This is a genomic window from Caballeronia sordidicola, from assembly GCF_002220365.1.
GTDB classification, from domain to species: Bacteria; Pseudomonadota; Gammaproteobacteria; order Burkholderiales; family Burkholderiaceae; genus Caballeronia; species Caballeronia sordidicola_C.
Map to the genome: position 1 here is coordinate 1 of NZ_MTHB01000059.1, position 17,880 is coordinate 17,880.

Below are 17,880 nucleotides of genomic sequence, written 5' to 3' on the forward strand. Positions count from 1 at the left end.
CGCTCGATCATGTCCCAGAAGCGGCCGGCGTTCGGGTACGTGGGCACACCTTCGAAAATGACCTGGGTCGCGCCAACGGCGGTCGGCCCGTAGCAGATGTACGTATGCCCCGTGATCCAGCCGATGTCGGCGGTACACCAGAAGACATCGTCAGGCTTGATGTCGAAGGTCCACTTCATGGTGACCGCAGCCCACAGCAGATAGCCTCCCGTACTGTGCTGCACACCCTTCGGCGCGCCGGTGGACCCTGACGTATACAACACGAACAGCGGATGCTCGGCGCTCACCCATTCGGGCTCGCAAGTGTCCGCCTGCGCGTGCTCCAGCTCATGCAACCATGCGTCGCGGCCGCCGATCCATGGAATCCGGCCACCCGTACGCCGATAGATGGCGACGGTCTTGACCGCATCGGTGCCGCCCATTGCAAGCGCCTCGTCCACAATGCTTTTCAGCGGTAGCGTCTTGCCGGCGCGAACCTGCTCGTCCGCGGTAATGATTGCTACCGCGCCAACATTCGTTATGCGTTCATGCAGCGACTTCGCGGAAAAGCCGCCGAACACGACGCAATGCGGTGCGCCGATGCGCGCGCACGCCTGCATCGCGACAACACCTTCGACTGACATCGGCAGATAGATGACCACGCGGTCGCCTTTCTTCACGCCGCGTGCCCGCAGTGCATTCGCGAGCCGGCATACCCGGTGATACAGCGCCTGATATGTGACGGTCGAGACTTGGCCGTCGTCGGACTCGAAGATGATCGCGGTCTTGTTCGCATTGCCGCTGGCCAGATTGCGGTCAAGGCAGTTGTACGACGCATTCAATTCGCCGTCTTCGAACCACTTGTAGAACGGCGCGTCCCGGTCGTTGAGAATCTGCGTGAACGGACGGCGCCAGCTCAGATGCTCGCGCGCAAGACGTGCCCAGAACGCTTCGTGATCCTGCGCGGCCTCAGCCACGAGCGCGCGGTAAGCGTCCATGCTTTCAATCGCGGTGCGGCCTGCCGGGGGAATACCCTGGGCAGGGACGAGAGGGGTCGATTCGATGGTAGACATAGTCTCCTCGCTTGAGTCGTGAGATGGACGAGCAAACAGCAGCCGTTGCCTAGGAGCTCTTGATGGCCCGAATGGCTTTGCACGCGTGAGGGAGGATGCGCCTCTCGCTTGGTCGATGCTGGTCTAATCGAGGCGCTGCCATGAGTCAACTATGAGATGTGTCCCAGACGACTTTTTGATGCAAATCAAACAGTCTGCGCAGACGAAACGCCCGATTCATAAAAAAGCTCCGGCGCGTTCAACTGGTCGTTGCAACACCTTCTGGTCTAATGTCGGCCCAGGAGGAAACGTAGGTGAATCAAAAGAGAAGATGCGGGCTGTCGTTTGCACAAAAGACGCTGTTGTGGCAAAGATGGAAAGATGGCGAGTCGCTCAGCGACATTGGCCGCTCGTTAGGAAAGCACGCTGCCTCGATTCACGCGATCGTCCGACCGCATGGCGGCATCATGTCGATAGCAAGGAAACGGTCGACCAGAGTGCTGACCCTTGCTGAGAGAGAAGAAATCTCGCGCGGCCTCCATGCGGACGTTTCAATGCGCCAGATCGCGGCGAGCCTCGGTCGGTCGCCTTCGACGATCAGCCGTGAGGTAGCTCGGCATGGCGGGCTGAAAACATATCGGGCGGCGCTGGCTGACGCAAGAGCTTGGGACAACGCAAGGCGACCGAAACGCTGCCGCCTTGCCGTCCATCCTAAATTGTGTCGGCTGGTCGCCAGAAAGTTGCGACTGAAATGGGCGCCACAGCAGATCGCTGGTTGGTTGAAGCAGCAGTACCCCGATGACGAAACCATGCAGGTCTCACACGAAACGATTTACCGCAGTCTGTTCATTCAGGCGCGTGGAGTACTCAAGGCGGAGCTGATGAAACACCTACGCACGCGCCGTATGATGCGACGTTCGAAGAAAGCGTCAGCAAAGGGGCAACCGCGCGGGCAGATCATTGATGCGGTATCAATCCGGGAACGGCCCGCCGAAGCCGAAGATCGGGCTGTTCCGGGGCACCGGGAAGGCGACTTGCTGACCGGCTCGAACAACACACACATCGCGACTCTGGTAGAGCGTCAGTCGCGCTTCACCATTCTCGTGAAGGTAAAGGGCAAGGACACGGAAAGCGTCGTATCCGCGCTGAGCAAACAGGTTCGCAAGCTGCCTGCGGAACTCCGCCGATCGGTCACCTGGGACCGGGGCATGGAACTCGCGCAGCACATGCAATTCACATTCGCGACCGGCGTGCAGGTCTACTTCTGCGATCCACAAAGCCCGTGGCAGCGTGGTACGAACGAGAATACCAACGGATTGCTTCGGCAGTACTTCCCCAAAGGCACCAGCTGGCTGGCTACTCGCAAAGCGATCTGAACAAGATTGCCTTGCAACTGAATCAACGACCCAGAAAGACGTTGGGTTTCATGACGCCTGCAGATAAACTAAACGCCAGCATGGGTGTTGCATTCACCGGTTGAACCCGTCCCGTCCATGTTTGAGACCAAAGGCCCGCCATATGCAACATAGGATTGCTACTTGAACGTGGCTGCGCTCTGACATCAATCGGGCCTGCGTTCTAGCTTGATTCAGGTCAATGCGCAGGGGCAACGGCAGTACATATTGATTTCATTAGCGAGAGTTTGCGCTTGGCACCGGGATCTACCCACCGGCCTGAGGAAAGGTGATGACGCGAAAAATAATTGTCTTAACGATCGAAGGGGTGGTGTGATGGGCGTCGGAATGCAAATCGCTTATATGGGCTTTGTCGGATCAGCGGAAATAGAGGCCGAAGCAAGCGTGCAGCTTGTTCGAATTGATCGGTTCGCGCGTTTGGTTGCGGGCTGTCATCTGGCCATCGAGTCCCTATGTAATCTCGACGGCTCGCGGCCGTACGAGGCCCGTCTCGATTTCATCACGCGCGACTACAACATGATCCCGATCGAGCCCGTAACCCAATGCGGTCGGCAAGTGGCGATCCGGGCAGCGTTCGATTCGGCGGTGCGCCTGCTCGAAAAAGAGGGTGCGACAGTTGTGGCCTGACCCGGATTCATAAATATCTGAAGCTTAGGATATTTACGAATCCGGGTCAGGCCACATGAACGCGCGATACGTGCTGGGGCCGACCGCCACACCGGTGCGATGTGACAGTCAGCAACCCGTGATGTTCATGCTGTGTGGCCCGATTTGGCATGTGGCCCGTGCAGGGTATCCCCGTGATTTCTGTACAGATTACGACTGCAGCGATGGGCAACCATGACGGGGCTTGGCGAAATGGCCCGATTTAAAGAGTCATCAAAATCAGATAGTTTCTGTTTGCCTTTTCAGATGCTGGCAAGTGCGGCCGGGCCTCGTGTGAAACTCGTCCGCGTTCGCCGGAAGGTCTTGCCCAGTATGGTGTTCTGGCCAGTCGGGCAGAACGCCCGTGAGGCTGGCAAGGGCGTCGATGCCGGGCCTGTCTGACCTGCCACGGCCAGGGCACCAGGCGGACGTCGCAGGCCTTTTTCAGCATCCAGCAAACCTGCCCGAAGTGTCAGTGTCACGGCACCGGCACCCACGTTCCTGAGCCGTGCGGCCATCGTCACTTCGCGGGCAACGTGAAGGAAACGAAGACGCTGGAAGTGAGGATTCCGGCGGGTAATGACGACGGCATGCGGATTCGCTCGTCGGGTAACGGCGAACTGTCATCACTAGGGCGCGAGGCCTTTGCCCGTCGTGATGCGTGGGGTAACATTCTCCTGTGAGGCAACACGACCGGACCTAATCATCGTCGCTGCCCAGACGCCAACGGCCCGGCGCGTTCAGGTCTGATCGTGGCTCGGTGCGGCAGCGTGCAGACACCTATGCCGTCTGCGTACACTTTGTTCCTGTGTGACGCGGTCGATGGCGGGCCGGGGTAAGGAGCACTTTTACGGCGACGACATACCAACGGGAGCCGAATCTAGTAGCAGCGCGAAAGGATAAACATCTCGGTCGAAATCAGGGTGGGTCCAGCACAACTCGCGATTCACCAGGGGCACTCAGTGCTGCTCCGCGACACGGACGGGCAACCTCCAATGCCGCGATCATCGAAAGGGCAGCCGGGGCAAAAAAACGTCCTAAAGCGGGACAGATTAGACGCGTTCTATTGATCGATAGGAGCGTAAGTCGGATACTTGGGGTGTCGTCCCTTCGCTCAAGAAATCATGGCAATGCCGACGATGAGAGCAGACTATTTCGCCGCCGGCCTGCCCGGGCTCACGCGCACGGCCGTTGGAAATGCTGGGCTGCCGTATTCTGGTAGACCGTGTGGCACAAAGTTCGGTCGCACAGAAAACCGGCCTGACCAGGACGCGCATTAACGGGATCGTCAACCGCGTGGTCGCGGCCGGGAACGAAGTGTCTCCCTGTTGGGAGCGCGTTGAATCCGAGCTCGCAGGAAAGGAGCGGCAAATGGCAGACGAAGCGCGCGCGGGACTAAAAGGAGCTTGAAATGGCGCGCGCAGATCTGGCGATACTCGCGGGCGTTGGGATTTTCGCGCTGGCCTGCCTTGTCATGTGCAGTGTGTACGTGTACCGGAGTAGGGGAAGCCACCGCGACCGAAAGCGGCGATTAGAGACGCAAATAAGCGGTGGGCACGCGATCCGGCGGAGTGAGGAACAGTTCTTGGGCACTGAGGCAAGTATGAGCACGCAACTAAGCCATCACTGCAAAACCGCACTGTATCGAGTCATGTTCGGCAACGCGCACGGCGAAAGCATTGTGTTCCTCATGGCCGGCAGCCGCGACGCCGCGCAAAAGCGCGCGACCGACGCGCTGGCTGCTATCCATGGCATCGCGACCGACGATGTGCATCTCTACCACCTCGCCTCATTGCGCGAGCTGATCGATAGCGGCGTCAGCGAGGATGAGGATTTGCGGATCTTCGAGATAGCCTGGAAAGGCCCGAGCGTCAGCGCATGGGCCGAGCACCCGCTTTTTCTGACTGATGACCCTACCTTGCTTGGCAAGTGGGCTGAGTTATACGCGGACCTTGCGCGGGAGCTAGCTACAAGCGCGGTCAACCGGGCGCGGAGTTAGCGACCCGGTACGCTGTTGGAATGAATGACGACATCTCGGTTACGCTAGGCGCGTCACTCGGTCAGCGCGGAGCCTTTTGCTGAATTGTCTGTTTGGAATGTGCCGCAGCCGATACCGAGCAGCGTCCACGCGTTGGAGCGCAAATTCCGAGTGACTGTAGTGGGTCGAAATGTGCAAGTTCATGGCCGGCGCAGATCGGCCACTTTCGAAGATGGTGTGTTTGCAAACGAGGAAGAGTCCATATACGGTCATTCGCTTGCCGCCTAGAAACGCGCTGGCCAAGGTGTTGACGCACATCGAGCGGATGCGCGCCGCAGTCGGACAGCGTGTTTGCTAGCCGCGTAGCGGCGCGGTCCCCGGCTTGCCATCGCGATTCTCATGGCCTCGCCGGTCTTCATCATTATCATCGCGGTTGTCGACGAACGGCGAATCGGTGTCGCTACCGCCCGCACGCAGCGCGGCCCGCGCTTCTTCCGCCAGTTTTTCGTAGTGTTTTCGGAAACGGCTCAGGTCTTTTTCTTCGAGTTCTTCGAGATCGAGCAGCGCGTTATGCGCACCGTCCATTGCGCGGATTAGCTCGTCGAGCTTGATCTGCATCGCCGCCGTGTCGCGGTTCTGCGTGTTCTGGATCAGGAAGACCATCAGGAACGTGACGATCGTGGTCGACGTGTTGATCACGAGTTGCCATGTGTCGCTGTAGTGAAAGAACGGGCCGGTGGCCGCCCACGCGATCACAAGGGTGAAGGCCACCACAAAGGTGGCGGGTCTACCGGTCATCGTGGAAAGGTAGCTCGCGAATTTCGAAAACCATTTGCTGCTCATCATGATCTCCGGTAGTCGGGTCAATGTACCGGATGATGACATAGACGCGGAGTCACTTCTTTCTACGGGTGCGACTTGCAGGCATTGAATGACCGTTTCAAAGAGGGGCGAACGTCTCTTGTGGGCCGATGTTGTTGAAAAAGTCGGTGCCGTGTTATTCACGAGGTTTTCAGGGGTCGTTTTACCTCTATCCAAGGCTCACGAGCGGCTTGTAGGCTGATCTGAGAGGTCGAAATTTTCGCCTGCAGCACGGAAACCGCGCGCGGCGACTTTTTCAACCATATCGACCTACTTCGGCCTATCGATACTAGGCGCGGCCGCCCAAGACCCGTCATCGGCGAGCCGCAAATGCTTGCCCGAAAGCTGCCGCTCGTAAACAATGAAGGACGAGAGGCTGAGCAGATTTCCGAAAGACCATTTCGACGAGGTTACGGGAATCGCTTTTGGGGGTAGCGTACCCCGTACTTAAGAAATGATTCGCAGCAGAACAAAACTACGCTTAAGTGTTGTAAAAACTTAAATTACCCGTAAAGGTGCAGCCATGAAGAAGGCAAATGTTAAATGGCTCAAAAATCCTCAGAAAAACATGATTATCCAGCAGCTGAATCTTATCTGAGTCTGATTTTTGAGCCACAGACTGCAAGGACCGCTGCCGAAAAATGGGAAAGTGCTGAGATCACGCTAATTCCAGCGAAAGATATTTTCAGGGCGTCCGGGGTATCGCTGCTTGGTGTCAGCAATAGCCACGTAGAAAAAGATCGAGCACGAATCATCCTTAGCGAACAGCTGTCCCCTCTCTTGCTCTTCCGGGACACAAATCACGCCAAACTGATTATTGCCGACGGCTATCACCGACTATGTGCGGTCTACACATTCGATGAGGACGCGATGATTCCCTGCAAGATTGTCTGATTGGATAGATGCTGTTTCCATTGGAGCAATCATGATGTCCGCTCATGCTGACCGAATTGAATCGACACAAGAGCAGCTTATGCTGCACGGTTCTGCACCGCCCGATTTTCTGGAATCCGCTCATGAATGGCGGCGCCTGTTCGCAGAAGCCTGGGGCACATTCCTCCTTGTTGTCGTTGCCGCCGGCGCCGGGGCCGTTGGTGCTCAGAGTGGCGGCGTGATAACCCTGAGTATGAAGGTTGTCGCACCGGGGTTGATGGTCATGGCGATCATCTATTTCATGGGCGCTGTCGGGGGGGCTCATTTAAACCCAGCGGTCACGTTCGCCTTCGCGGTGCGTCGCAATTTCCCATGGAGCCGGGTGCCGGGCTATATCGGAGCGCAGTTCATCGGGGGCATCGCAGCGGCATCCTTCCTGCGAGCCATGTTCGGCACTATAGGACTGCTAGGCGCTACGACGCCCGGTCAAGGCGTGAGCGATTTTAAGGCGCTTGCGATGGAAGTCTTGTTGACGACCGGTTTGGTCAGCACGATCCTTGGCACCGCGTCGGGCGCCCGCAATATCGGTTCTAATGGAGCTCTCGCAGTGGGGGGCTATATTGCTTTGGCCGGCCTTTGGGCGGCGCCGGTCAGCGGCGCGTCGATGAATCCTGTGCGCTCGTTCGCTCCCGACCTGATTCGCGGCGACTTCAGTACCACCTGGATTTATGTCGTGGGTCCCGTGGCGGGGGCACTCATAGCTGTATGCTTTGAGTGGTTTCTGAAAGGCAACGCGACCGCTGCAGGGACGTTGGCGGCACAGGGCAATATCAAAGACGAAGAGTAGGTGCCAACTTAGACCGCCTGCTAGAGTTCTTCAAAGCAGCCGATCACGACCGATTCCAACGGTCGAACCCAGGCAGCCCGCCGGCTATTGCGCGGTGGCACTGCCCATGACCTGTTTGAAAGCACGCCGGTTGAAGCGAGCGACGCGGCGATCATCATGAAATGACGGCGGGTGGCTGGCATCGAGAGGACTCCTTTTCGTGATGTCATGCCGCCCGCGGCGCAACGCATTAGCCGGCGGAGGCATTCCATGATCTTCGCGCGAACACGTGTGTTTTGTAAGTATTCTTCAATGTTTTTGACGTGGCAATGCTGCTGTATAAAGTTTTGATACCGTCTGTAGCCCGAAAGTTCACGCCCCGATCGCAATGCGCAATCCGGTGCGCCAGGCCGCCCGATTCTCAGGGCACGATGTCGTTTCACGCGGTCATCGGACTCGTCCCGGAATTCGAAGAAAAGATGATTGGTATTATCACACGCCTGCATAACCATCCACTGCTGCAACGAAATTCGGGCCGAACTGAATTACCTCCGCCTGCCTGCCGGACTTGACATCTGCCTTATCACTTGTGATGAGTACGGCGATCGCCGAGAAGGCGAGTTCGGTCCGCGCATGCCCGTTAATCCACCCGGCGCAGACATCGCGAAATCGATGCGGCTGTGCGGCGTGAAATCGTGTCGCAACATGGGCAGCGAAGCGCTCGCAGCCTCTCCGGGTTGCAGCGTAAAGCCAATCAGAGGTACGTGGTACACAACGCCGACCACCAGCGGCACATTTTCCGACTGTTTATTGCCGTCTTCGGGTTAAGCCCACTTTCTTAAACAGAACTTAAGGTGGAAATTAAATCGTCCCTGTCAACGAGCTGTCTAACTGTCTGGCAGTAACTGAATGCCCTATCGCCGGGGTCACTATTGGTATTAAATACAAGATACGAAGTTCAAGCGCTATGGCAAAGCTTTGCCGGATAGCAATGGTCGCGGCGATGCCAAGGTTCGTGTCAAGTAATGCTTTAAGCGGGGTTGTCATGCTTCGCGGGAGAGGCTCCAATGAGATTGATACATGGATTCGATTCGATTCAGAAGACGATCAAGAATGCTCTTCATGACGTCGCGGCCGAGATATCGGGCGAGTACAAAACACTCGCGGGGGAGCCCCCCGTGCTGGAATGGGCACTTGTATATAGGACTGCAACGGGGTTCTGTTGTGTCTATCATGATCGATCCGTTGAGTTTAACGAGATGCTCGATGTGCAAATATGGGCTGAGGAAAACGAGGTCCAACCTTACTATGTTGGACTGTGAGGGACAATGATATTTCCACATTCTGGAAGAGCCTGGCACATCCCGCCACTAGACGTAGAGCCATTACTTTCTCAGACATCGAACGCGACTTGAGGGGTTGAATCGCGATGAAAACTCGGTGAATTGTAGTGAGTTGAATGTCGTCAGAATCGGTCTTGCGAAGCGCTTTAAGTGGAGCGTGGACATATCTGAAGTCGCAACAACCACGGCCGGAATCGAGCGGCTCGCTCAGCCAGTGTCGTTCGCCGACCCTCAAATGAGGTCGCATTGTTCCCTTTCGTGCCGTTGCTTTTATGTGGTCATCAGAAAGTAAAGCAGCAGACGCATCGCTCGCTAATTTTTCTCTCTCGCTGGGCGGTGAACGTGAACCGGCTGCGGGCGCGAACATGGGGTATTCGTAGGAAGTGCCTTTTCAATGTGTGGCGACGCTTAATGCGGCAGCCGGGTACTATGCGGATGAGGCGTCTGTAATCGGGGCTGGCTGTGCGATCCTTTACGCCTGCGTGCTCAACAGCGTTGGCTCACCTATCGAGACGGCCGCAAGTCAATGCATTCTGCCTGCGTGCGACGCGACTATTTGAGTTCCTACCGAACCATGGGCGTTGGATGTTAAGGAGGTGGGTGATGTCCGAGCATTCCGAGTTGGACGAAGAGTCCCTGGGCATCGACGACCGGCATGTTAAGGTCGCCGCGGTGCAGCCCAGCAACATGAATATGTCCAACGAGGACTCGGTTAAACCGCTAGCAGTCCGGTGGTTATGCGTACTGGCATTTGTCGTCGGGATTGTTACCGGACTTGGAGCGATCGTATTTCGCGCTCTGATCGGGCTAGTCCACAATGTTCTGTTTCTCGGCCAATTTTCCTTTACGTATGACACCGGTCATTTCACGCCGGCCGCTCCGTGGGGCGCGCTGGTGATTCTGGTTCCGGTGATCGGGGGAATTGGCGTCACCTGGATCGTGACGAAGTTCGCACCGGAAGCGAAGGGACATGGCGTTCCGGAAGTGATGGACGCCATTTATTACAAAAGCGGGGCGATCCGGCCCGTCGTGGCTTTGGCGAAATCGATCTCGTCCGCCCTTGCAATCGGATCGGGCGCAGCAGTGGGGCGTGAAGGGCCCATTATCCAAATCGGTTCGGCGCTCGGATCGACGTTCGGTCAGTTCATCAGGATGACTGCAGGACAGCGGATCACGCTTGTCGCTGCCGGAGCGGGCGCGGGCATTGCGGCGACTTTCAACACACCGATTGGCGGAGTGTTGTTCGCCACCGAACTGATGATGCCCGAGATCAGCGTCAACACGTTTTTGCCGGTCGCGATCGCGACCGGCACTGCAACGTTTGTCGGCCGACTTTTTTTCGGTGCGGCACCGGCGTTCTTCGTACCCGTGCACCTTGGAGCGATCCCGAACGAGCCGAGTAGCGCCTTCACCTTCGTACTTTACGCGTTGCTTGGAGCCATTACGGGCATCGCCGCCGCCCTTTTAATTCGTTCGCTTCATTGGGCAGAGGATGCCTTCGAACGCATCCCCAACCCTTATCTACGGCATGGCTTAGGTATGCTGATCGTGGGCAGCATGATGTACGCCCTGTGGCTTACCGCAAGCCATTACTATGTGGAAGGGGTCGGCTACGCAACGATTCAGGCGACGCTATACGGGCAACTCTCCGGTGGTGCATTTCTTCTTTTGCTTGCACTCTGCAAAACAATCGCTACTTCGGTGAGCCTTGGTTCAGGTTCATCGGGCGGGGTCTTCTCACCTTCACTGTTCATAGGTGCAACACTCGGTGCATCATTTTCTGCGCTGATTACGGCAATCGTGCCGGGTGCGCCAGTGAGTGCACCCGCGTTTGCAATGGTGGGGATGGGCGCGATGGTCGGCGGCGGCACCGGAGCGGCCATGACCGCCGTCGCGATGATCTTCGAGATGACCCGCGACTACGACATTGTTCTTCCGATGATCATTGCCGTTGCGTTCAGTCTCGGTGCAAGACGCATGTTTTCGCGAGAGAGCATCTACACTCTGAAGCTTGTGAGACGCGGACATCCCATTCCCAACGCGTTGCACGCGAATATGTTCATGGTCCGGAGCGCGTCCAGCGTGATGGAAACTGACGTACTGGTTCTCGACGAGACGACACTGTTTCACGACGGACTTACGAAGTCGGACCAGCCCGTTTTCCGACACATCGTCGTGACCAGAGAGCGCGAAATCGTCGGCGTCTTGCGCATCAACACGGGCTTGCGCCGCGCGTTGAGTCAAAGCATCGCCAGCATCACGCTAGGTGCTCTTGCACAAACCAATTTCATCGTCGTGGGAGAAAGCGACGTTGCTTTTGATGTAATTACGAGAATGTGGAAACAGCGGGCGGTCATGGCGGTCGTCGTCGGACATGGCAAGGGGCATGCGCTTCCTCGTGTGCTGGGCGTTATTGCCAAAGAGCATATCGCCGACTCGGTGGCGAGCAGCGTAAAGATTTTTCCTGGATAGCGAGTGCGCGCGATGGCGATGTTTTTATCTGCCCATGTCGAGCGGGCGCTTAGACAGAGACCGGCATCGTTGACATGAAATGCGCGGCTGTTGTCACGGTAGATGCCAATGAACGCGGGGCATCCATTTGCTGAAATACTTCGCTGAACAATCGTCCGGAAAATAACCGCATGGCAACGCGCGAACACTAGCAACAGATAAACGGTTGCCGATGGGCGTGCCTGGCAAGCCTCTGCATGAGTCGCCATGGTTCAAAACGAAATGGCATGCCAGCGCGCCGCGGGAGCCGCGACGCATGCATGACGGACGGAGACAGACAAACACCGGTCGTCCAGGACTCAATGATTGATCGTCTCGAGTGACAGCCCCTTGGTGGAAGGTCCGAGCAGGATCATGCAGATCGCCACCAGCATCGACATTCCGACGAAGACAGCGACGCCCGGCACGCCATACCCATGCAGCAGAATGCCGATCGCCAGCCCGGCGAAGGCCGCGGAAATCCGGCTCCAGGAATAGACAAAGCCAATCGCGCGCGCCCGCACGCGGGTTGGATATAGCTCGGCCTGATAGCCGTGGTAGGCATAGGACATGATGTTCGCGGCTAGCGTGAACAAGACGCCAAGCCCGATCAGGATCCATGGCGTGGAGACCTGGGAGAATATCGCGATGACGATGGCCATCGTGAAGAGCCCACCGCAGATCTGCGTTTTCCGTTCGAGCTTGTCGGCGAACAACATGCCCAGCAGCGGACCAAACGGGTTTGCAATCGCAATGACGAATGCATATCCCAGGCTTGCTGTGACATGAATGCCGCGATGGATCAGAAGTGTCGGCACCCAGGCAGCGAAGCCATAAAAGCCGATCACTTGCGCCATGTTGAAGATTGACAGAATGATCGTCCGGCGCCGATAACCCGGCGCGAAGATTTCCTTGAGCGAGCCGCGTCCTTCCTTCTCGGGTGAGACCTCTTGTGGTGGCGGCAGGCTTATGCCTTTCTCCGCGACGACCTGGCGTTCGATATCCGCGACTATCTTCTCGGCTTCTTCCATCCGGCCGTGACGCGCGAGCCAACGCGGGCTTTCCGGAATGTGGCGACGCAAGATCCAGACAACGACGGCGCCGACAGACCCGATCAGGATGACTACGCGCCAATAGTCAAGGCCGAAGGGCCGCGTCCCGTTCAATGCATACGCGAGAAACGCGACCACCGGCACGACGGCAAAGGTGATGAACTGGTTCATGGCATACGCGCGGCCACGCTCCTGGCTTGGGATCAGCTCGGAGATATACGTGTCGATCGTTACCAGCTCGACGCCAATGCCAATGCCCGCGATGAAGCGCCAGATATCGAGCGCGAATCCGGAGGTCTGGAACGCCATGATCACCGTGCAGACCATGTACCAGATCAGTGACCAGGTGAAGATCAGGCGCCGGCCAAACCGGTCCGCCACATAACCAAGCACGAGGGTACCGACCCACAGTCCCGCAAATGTGGCAAAGACAAAGGTGCCGAAACCCGCTACTGCAAGGGGCTGGAGGGCTGCAAAGAAGCCTAGTGACTCCGGTTTGAATAACCCGGACTGGACCATGCCGGGCGCAACGTAGCCTGTGAAAAACAGATCATAGAACTCGAACACACCGCCAAGCGAGATCAGGATCACCATGGTCCAGACCGTACGCGAGGGTGGTAACCGATCAAGCCGTGCCGCAATTTCAGCTGCTTTCTCGCTGGACATGTACGCCTCTTATTTTTGACAGAACTGTAAAATCAATCGCCACGTCCGCAGCTTCTTGTAACGGAAATTCAATAAAAATCAGAAGGGCGCCCGGCCACTCCTTGTTCACATGGCGATCGGATATATTTGAAATCGCCTTAAACAATGAGAGGAAGCATATACGCCGTCATCGCTCACTGACTGCCACGCGACCTTCTGCAATCTCGCACATCATTGCAATGTTCAGCAATGCGGGCGAACACCAACGCATCTTTTGGGCTTGACGTGAAATTCTCGGCAATGATCTGTCGGGCCAATTCGATCCCATGACAGGCGTGTGCCCCTGCCGGAAGTTGGTTGTTCAATACGTTGACATGGCTGCACGGAGCACATCTTCTCGCTCGCCACTTCGATGCGTTCATGGCACGTCGATGGCAAAGAGAACCGGCGTACGTCCGGTACAGACAGATTTCGGCAGTTCTGGACATGGCTCGCCTAGTCATCCAGTCCAGCCTCAAGGTCGCGTAGGCCGCTCCGACTAGCCTGTGGAACGTATCCGTCAGCGAAACCCGTTGGGGCGGTTTTGCGCGGCTAAATGTCGACGATCTTTCGCAGTAGGGAGTACGAAACGCGCCAGTGACCATCGGTGTCATTAACGGCGACCGACGCGGTCTTGGCATTCAGCCTCACGACGACTCCGACGCGCTCGCTTAGGTGCTTGTCAGTGAAGCTAACTGTGTCACCGATGAAGAATTCTTCACGCTGCGTTCTCGGCGGTGATGCCGGTTCGACGTGAGGCTGAGCACTCGAAGTTTCTGGGATGATCGCTGCGTAAAGCACGCCCCAACGGCGTCGGGTTACGCTGTCTTGAACCACGGCCTGTGTCTGACGAAGTTCAACTATAGTGCCTTGCGCCGGCGGTCCAAGCGGGTTGTCGCCGATGTAGTTGACGGCCATCCCCAGGTGCAGGCGTTGACGTATTTCGAGAATACGTCGGGGGTCATCAAGCATTCTGCCGATGCTTCGGTTTGCCGTGCCGCCAGCTTGATGTCTGGTGCCTGGTCTTTGACCCGCGATTCAATCGCATATAGCTTGGCGATCCACCGAAGGGCTTGCGCCGCGAGCCCCGGCTCCTTCTGATCCTTAGCAATTTCGAAGAACCGGCGACGGCAATGCGCCCAACATCCAACCTCGATAATATCGCCTCGCTCGTATAGCGCACCATGGCCGCTATACGCGTCGGCCTGCAGATACCCTTTGTATTCGTTTAGGTACAGCAGCGGATGTGCTCCCGCACGGGACTCGGCGAACTCGAACACGACTGCCGGCGGATGGTTAATCCAGACGCCGTTCTCGTTGCGCTGGCCCGCGCCCAGATAACCCCATAGTCGTGCTGTGCGCGTTGATGGGTGCCCTCGCTCAAGCAGAGGTAGCGTCGTGTCATCCACGTGCATGCGCGGCGCTTTCAACTGGTGAGCGCGCAAGCTAGGCAGCAGTACCGAGAGTAGCTCAGCAGATGCCAGCTTCCATTCGCACAACGTGGCGCGTGGTAAGTACACGCCCCGGCGCGCGTAGCGCATTTCCTGACGATTCAACGGCAAATGATCGACATAGGTGTTGACCAGGACGTTGGCGAGCAGGCTGGCGCTTGCATTGCTCTTGGGCAACGGCGACGGCTGAGCGCTTGCGGTCACGATGGTCGATTCGCCGTCCTTCTTCGCCACGTATTTGAAGCGGATGTGCTCAATGACGGTGAGCTTGGACGGCTCGTAATGCAGCGTCTCGCTGCGCTCTTCGCCAATGCGTTCGAGCGTATCGAACGCCATCTTCTGTTCGTCGCTCAGATCGTATTCGATGCGTGTGCGTGGCAGGTCCTTGGGCAGTGCAGGACGCCCTTTACGGGTGTGACTCTCTACAGGAACGGCGTCGACTGCTGGCGGAGCCGGGATATCCGTGGCGGCGTCAAACAGCTCGGCTTGGCCCGCCAGACGCTCGGAGCTCACGCCAAAGCGCGCACGGTTCAACTGCGCAATCTGATGCTGGAGGATTTCCAACTGCTCCCACAACACCCGTGCAAGCCGGTTCTGTTCGAGCGCGAACGCTTGCAGCGCATCGGGCTCGACGGGAAGATCCGCGACAGTGACGGCGTTGGGTGGCATGTGTTCCATGATGCCTAACTCAGGCCACGTTTACAAGCTCGGCGCTCCGCTGGAGCACCTCACGTCACGCGCGTTACTGCCACGCTGTGGTGCGGCTCTCGCGCCGGAATCTCGATGCCTTCGAGCCATGCGTTAAGCTCGGCGAGCGTGAAGCCGCGCTGAGCAAGTAACGAGGGTGACGGGAAACGGCCTCTTTCGAGACGCTTATACCAAAGCGCGAAGCCGGTCCGGTCCCAATAAAGAATCTTCACTTTGGAACGGTCGCGCGCCACGAAGACGAACAGGTTGCCCGATGCAGGCTTCTGAGCAAGTAACGGCTCGACGAGATAGGACAGCCCATCAATCGCCTTGCGCATGTCTACCGGGTCGCGACAAATGTAAGCGCGAACGTCCGAGGCAATCAGCACCGGCCACCCCCGAGCTGTCCAAGCACAAATCGCACGATGCGCTCGGCGTGAACGCCGCTCAGTTCGATACGAACGCCAGCGAGCGATAGCGTCACCCCGTCACGCGACGGCGACACATCAGCCGCTTGCGTTGCAACAGGTGGCCTTGAGGGAGCCAGTTCACCATCCAGATTGGAAACGATGAATGCCGCATCCGCAGTAACCGCGAGCGGCTGCTTAATCTCTTTGATGTGGGTCGAAAGCTTCTTGCGCCACAGGCTGAAGGTGCTTACCGCCAAACCCTGTTCCCGGCAAAATCGCCGAGCGCCGACACCACTCGACTTCCAGGTGGTAACCATTTCGCCCCAGAACACTTCCCCTTGCCGTGGGCGACGTGTACCCATCGCCGTTGCAGCCTTAATGTTCTCGTCTTCCATCGCATTGCCCTCGTTCTCACGAAAGCACCACCTTCACATTCCGAATGCCGCGATTCAAGACGGGATCCGCTGACGCTCACTCTCAAACGACCGCTTCCTATACGAGCCAAGCCGTTCGAAATTCGGAGGGGGCCGACGCTGAGCGTCGAGCTACGTATTCGCTTAATCGTCACTTACCCATTTAAAGTTTGAGGCTTTTCGACTACTGTTAGATAGGCTATGCGCGCGGCTGACGGCGACACGTCTCGCATCACCATTTCCGACTTTATCTGCAGCCATGTTCAATATCCTCCTCGTTCCGCTGGACGGCTCGCTCCAGAGCGTCCACGTAATCGACCTGGTCAGCCGCGTCGCGGCGCCAGGTACCGCAACCGTACACCTTCTGTGCGTTGCGTTCCCGATGCTTGTTAAGGGGACCGGTTACGAGTTCCGCATGGAGCCGCTTTCGATATACCGCTCGTGCCAGGACAGGGCTTCCTTCAGTAGATGCGGGGTGTGCTTGCCGAAGCTTTGCTGGCAGGCGCGTTCGAAATAATCCTGTAGCATCGGGCGATAGTCCGGATGTGCACAGCGGGCAATGATTTCCCGAGCCCGCTGCTTGGGCGAGAGGCCACGCAGGTCGGCGAGCCCCTGTTCGGTCACCACGACAGCCACATCGTGCTCGGTGTGATCGACGTGGCTTGCCATCGGCACGATCCGCGAAATGCTACCGTTCTTCGCCGTGCTGGCGGACATGAAGCATGACAGATAGCCGTTGCGCGCGAAATCGCCCGAGCCACCGATCCCGTTCTGGATGCGGCTTCCCATCACATGAGTCGAGTTGACATTGCCGTAGATATCGGCTTCCATCATGCCGTTCATCGCGATGCAGCCAAGACGGCGCACCAGTTCCGGGTGGTTGCTGATTTCCTGCGGCCGCAACACGATGCGCTCACGGAAACGCTCTATCCCATCGGCAAAGCGAATTGTTGCAGCCGGACTCAGGGAGAGGGCAGTGGCCGAGGCCATGCTCAACGTGCCGTTATCCAGCAGATCGAGCATGCCGTCCTGAATGACCTCCGTAAAGGCGGTGAGCCCCGTGAAGCCGCCTTCGCCCAGTTCGGCCAGCACGGCGTTGGTGACATTGCCCACGCCGGATTGCAACGGCAGAAGGTTGGCCGGCAGACGGCCACGTGCAATCTCGTGCCGCAGGAACTCGATCAGGTGCCCTGCAATCTGCCGGGACGTCGCATCAGGTGGCGTAAATGCATTGCTGCGATCCGGCGCATCCGTTTCGACGATGGCGAGGATCTTGTCGGTCGGGCACCGGAGGTACGGCTCACCGATGCGATCGCCCGTGTTCAACAATGGAATCGGCATGCGGTGCGGAGGTAGCGCAGTACCGTAGTAGATGTCGTGCATGCCGTCGAGCCCCAAGGGTTGACGCGCGTTGACTTCAAGAATCACGCCCTTCGCGCGTTCAAGCCACGTCTTGTTGTTCCCGACTGAAGAGGAGGGAATAAGCAGTCCGTCCTCGCGTATTGCGCACACCTCCACTACGGCAATATCCAAATCTCCGAATAGCCCAAACCATGCATGCTGCGCCACATTGCTCAGATGGATGTCCAGGTATTCAATCTCGCCAGCGTTGATCTTGTCGCGTAGCGTGGGATCCGATTGATAGGGCAGACGCATCGCGATGCCATTTGCGCGTGCCAGTACACCGTCGAGTTCCGGTGCAGTCGATGCGCCGGTCATGA

At 57.7% G+C, this 17,880-nt stretch carries 14 protein-coding genes and 2 pseudogenes; 8 read left to right on the top strand and 8 right to left on the bottom strand.

Going from position 1 to position 17,880, the window contains the following annotated elements:
* On the bottom strand, positions 1 to 1,052 hold a 1,052-nt coding region (locus BSU04_RS10580; protein WP_144021191.1), incomplete at its 3' end, for an AMP-binding protein.
* Positions 1,053 to 1,345: 293 nt separating this feature from the next.
* Here BSU04_RS10580 and BSU04_RS10585 point away from each other — a divergent pair.
* The 5 genes and pseudogenes from BSU04_RS10585 (at position 1,346) to BSU04_RS10605 (ending at position 5,090) form a co-directional block, all read left to right on the top strand.
* Positions 1,346 to 2,511, top strand: a pseudogene (locus tag BSU04_RS10585) (IS30 family transposase).
* Positions 2,512 to 2,773: 262 nt separating this feature from the next.
* Positions 2,774 to 3,073 carry a hypothetical protein gene (locus BSU04_RS10590; protein ID WP_089160586.1) on the top strand — a complete coding sequence of 100 codons (300 nt, stop codon included), beginning with the start codon at positions 2,774 to 2,776 and terminating at the stop codon, positions 3,071 to 3,073.
* Between the two features lie 413 nt (positions 3,074 to 3,486).
* Positions 3,487 to 3,711: pseudogene (locus tag BSU04_RS10595) on the top strand (molecular chaperone DnaJ); the annotation flags it as partial.
* A gap of 577 nt (positions 3,712 to 4,288) precedes the next feature.
* The gene (locus tag BSU04_RS48770; RefSeq protein ID WP_089160577.1) at positions 4,289 to 4,501 is read left to right on the top strand and encodes a TrfB-related DNA-binding protein; all 213 of its coding nucleotides are present in this window, start codon (positions 4,289 to 4,291) and stop codon (positions 4,499 to 4,501) included.
* A 193-nt stretch (positions 4,502 to 4,694) separates the two neighbouring features.
* Entirely contained in the window at positions 4,695 to 5,090 is a 396-nt protein-coding gene (locus tag BSU04_RS10605) for a hypothetical protein (RefSeq protein WP_256982446.1), read from the top strand.
* 333 nt (positions 5,091 to 5,423) lie between these two features.
* Here the strand turns inward: BSU04_RS10605 and BSU04_RS10610 are convergent, their stop codons facing one another.
* Positions 5,424 to 5,915, bottom strand: coding sequence for a low affinity iron permease family protein (locus BSU04_RS10610; RefSeq protein WP_089160579.1), 492 nt, complete (start codon positions 5,913 to 5,915; stop codon positions 5,424 to 5,426).
* A gap of 558 nt (positions 5,916 to 6,473) precedes the next feature.
* Between BSU04_RS10610 and BSU04_RS10615 the strand changes: the two genes are divergently transcribed.
* Both BSU04_RS10615 and BSU04_RS10620 read left to right on the top strand, forming a co-directional pair.
* Positions 6,474 to 6,824 carry a hypothetical protein gene (locus BSU04_RS10615; RefSeq protein ID WP_089160580.1) on the top strand — a complete coding sequence of 117 codons (351 nt, stop codon included), beginning with the start codon at positions 6,474 to 6,476 and terminating at the stop codon, positions 6,822 to 6,824.
* A 79-nt stretch (positions 6,825 to 6,903) separates the two neighbouring features.
* Positions 6,904 to 7,650: an MIP/aquaporin family protein gene (locus BSU04_RS10620; protein WP_218827256.1), complete on the top strand. Its 747-nt coding sequence runs from the start codon at positions 6,904 to 6,906 to the stop codon at positions 7,648 to 7,650.
* A 20-nt stretch (positions 7,651 to 7,670) separates the two neighbouring features.
* On the opposite strand, the gene BSU04_RS46385 is transcribed toward BSU04_RS10620, so the two are convergent.
* The gene (locus BSU04_RS46385; protein WP_179258280.1) at positions 7,671 to 7,832 is read right to left on the bottom strand and encodes a hypothetical protein; all 162 of its coding nucleotides are present in this window, start codon (positions 7,830 to 7,832) and stop codon (positions 7,671 to 7,673) included.
* A 1,743-nt stretch (positions 7,833 to 9,575) separates the two neighbouring features.
* Between BSU04_RS46385 and BSU04_RS10630 the strand changes: the two genes are divergently transcribed.
* Positions 9,576 to 11,444, top strand: a complete 1,869-nt coding sequence (locus tag BSU04_RS10630; RefSeq protein WP_256982448.1) for a chloride channel protein — start codon at positions 9,576 to 9,578, stop codon at positions 11,442 to 11,444.
* Between the two features lie 338 nt (positions 11,445 to 11,782).
* Here BSU04_RS10630 and BSU04_RS10635 read toward each other — a convergent pair whose 3' ends face one another.
* From BSU04_RS10635 to BSU04_RS10665, 5 genes are all read right to left on the bottom strand, one after another.
* On the bottom strand, positions 11,783 to 13,180 hold the full coding sequence (locus BSU04_RS10635) for an MFS transporter (protein WP_089160582.1): 1,398 nt from the start codon (positions 13,178 to 13,180) through the stop codon (positions 11,783 to 11,785).
* Between the two features lie 878 nt (positions 13,181 to 14,058).
* On the bottom strand, positions 14,059 to 15,327 hold the full coding sequence (gene tnpC, locus BSU04_RS47475; protein WP_256982451.1) for an IS66 family transposase: 1,269 nt from the start codon (positions 15,325 to 15,327) through the stop codon (positions 14,059 to 14,061).
* Positions 15,328 to 15,377: 50 nt separating this feature from the next.
* The gene (gene tnpB, locus BSU04_RS10650; RefSeq protein ID WP_089160589.1) at positions 15,378 to 15,674 is read right to left on the bottom strand and encodes an IS66 family insertion sequence element accessory protein TnpB; all 297 of its coding nucleotides are present in this window, start codon (positions 15,672 to 15,674) and stop codon (positions 15,378 to 15,380) included.
* Positions 15,675 to 15,718: 44 nt separating this feature from the next.
* The gene (gene tnpA, locus BSU04_RS10655) at positions 15,719 to 16,141 is read right to left on the bottom strand and encodes an IS66 family insertion sequence element accessory protein TnpA (protein WP_089160584.1); all 423 of its coding nucleotides are present in this window, start codon (positions 16,139 to 16,141) and stop codon (positions 15,719 to 15,721) included.
* A 420-nt stretch (positions 16,142 to 16,561) separates the two neighbouring features.
* Positions 16,562 to 17,880: acetyl-CoA hydrolase/transferase family protein (locus BSU04_RS10665; protein ID WP_089160585.1), on the bottom strand; the 1,319-nt coding region annotated here is incomplete at its 5' end.